The 1,892-nt window shown below is 45.4% G+C and carries 2 protein-coding genes; both read right to left on the bottom strand.

What is annotated here, in order from left to right; genetic code table 11:
- Positions 1-358: di-heme oxidoredictase family protein (locus tag A3761_RS00805; RefSeq protein ID WP_304439560.1), on the bottom strand; the 358-nt coding region annotated here is incomplete at its 3' end.
- A gap of 63 nt (positions 359-421) precedes the next feature.
- Entirely contained in the window at positions 422-1,717 is a 1,296-nt protein-coding gene (locus A3761_RS00800; protein WP_068511211.1) for an imelysin family protein, read from the bottom strand.
- Positions 1,718-1,892: the final 175 nt, after the last annotated feature.

Below are 1,892 nucleotides of genomic sequence, written 5' to 3'. Positions count from 1 at the left end.
TTTTACCTTCTTCTTTTAATATGCCTCGACCATTCTTCTCGTGGTAACGGGAGCAGGATCTTGCATTGTAGAGTGGGCCTAAGCCATCACTTGCGGTCGTACTTGAGGGGGCAAATACCCAAATTTTTTCAAAGATGGCCCGGCCGATTTTAAAGTCGAGCTTTGTCTCCATATCCAGAAGGGGGGAGGGATGATCAAAACTGTTTCGTTGTTTGCTTTGGCCAGCACTATGTTGACCTGATGGGTAGAGTTCTCTGGCACTATGGAGTTTGCTATTTGAAGCGAGGGTCGAGTCAGCATTTATGTAGAGTAAAAAGCTGACCGCTAAAAGAGGAAGTGCGAAGATGGTTTTATTCATAGCTACCAAAACGCCCGCTTGTTAGGCGGGCGTAAATAAACAGGTGCGTCACCTAGTTGTTAATTACTCTGCTACAGCAGAAGGGTTGTCCAGGCTGTCAGAACCTTCAAAATCAATATTGCTGAGGCCTAAGACCTGAATGACCTTTTCAGTTGTTTTGGCTTGAGCAACGAGTGCATCAACAAAGTTCTGAACGATTTGGTTGCCCGCAGTATTACCTTCACCGATCAATACATCAAAAGCTTGGCCTTTAGCCGCCGCGTCAACCATTGCTTGAGCCGTCGCTTGAGTAGCATTAAGCTTACCCAGCATTTCAGCATCCAGTGCTGGGTCTGCTTGCTTCACTAAGTCAGAAAGGCTTGCACCATCTACTGAGTTGTTGTTGATGCTCTCATACTGACCCATATAGACATTCTTGATGCCCAAGGCGTCATAGTAGTGGGAGTTATGAGTGTTATCCGAGAAGCAGTCATGTTCTTCTTCAGGATCGTGTAGCATCAAGCCAAGCTTAGTCCGCTCGCCAGCTAGCTCGCCATACGCAAGGCTACCCATGCCTGTCAGCATGGTTGCCAAGGCACCTGCTTCGCTTTTAGCGGTTAGCTCAGCAACTGATGCTCCGCCTTCTTTCCAGTTATTGGCCATGTCTTCTAGGTCTGAAATCAATAAGCTTGTTGCTGCTTGAAGGTACTGACGACGGCGCTCACAGTTGCCACCGGTACACTTATCAAGTGAGAAATCGCTTGCTGGGCGAGAGCCAGCACCAGGGTTGTTACCGTTTAAGTCTTGGCCCCACAGCAAAAATTCGATGACGTGATAACCCGTTGCAACGTTAGACTCAACTTCGTCAATTTCATGCAGAGTGTTTGCAAGTAGTTCTGGTGTAATTTGGCTAGCATCTACTTTCTTGCCGCCAATCATTGGTGCAGGGTTGGCAATGATGTTAGCAGCATAGAATGGGTTTTCATCAGACTCAGCACCATATGAAGCATCAACATAGTCGATCAAACCTTCATCAAGAGGCCATGCGTTGACTTTACCTTCCCAATCATCAACCGATGCGTTGCCAAAACGGTAGACTTCTGTCTGTTGGTAAGGCGCGCGTGCCGCAATCCAAGCGTCTTTAGTTTTTTGCAAATTGGCTTCGTTAGGATTAGCTAGAAATTCATTGACTTGAGCTTGCAGTGCTTGAGCGGCGCTTAGCGAGTCCTGATAGTTTTCTTTAGCGATATCAATATAAGTATCGATAACTGAAGCTTGGCTAGTTTCTTTTGTTTCCATCATTCCGCAGCCGGATAGGCCCATAGCGGCGACTGAGCCTGTGAGGACAAAGTTTCTAATGGATGATTTTAGAGAAAGCATGGATAACCCCTGAAAGTTAATTTTAAAAATGACCTAATGGACCAATATGGCGAAGATGATATTCTAAATGATAAGTATTATCAATAAGATTTATAGTCTAGTCAGTGATTAGGCTTTCATATCGTTTATCTGTCAGTAGTTTTAAAAATGCGACTAGCGCATCAATACGCTTGTC

This window comes from Oleiphilus sp. HI0123 (genome assembly GCF_001635315.1).
The sequence above is the reverse complement of the archived record's forward strand: the minus strand, read 5'-3'. Positions and strand labels throughout refer to the sequence as shown.

What these genes read in the sequence shown, in the direction of transcription:
- A3761_RS00800 (WP_068511211.1), bottom strand. Translation starts at nt 1,717, where the DNA reads ATGCTTTCTCTAAAATCATCCATTAGAAACTTTGTCCTCACAGGCTCA.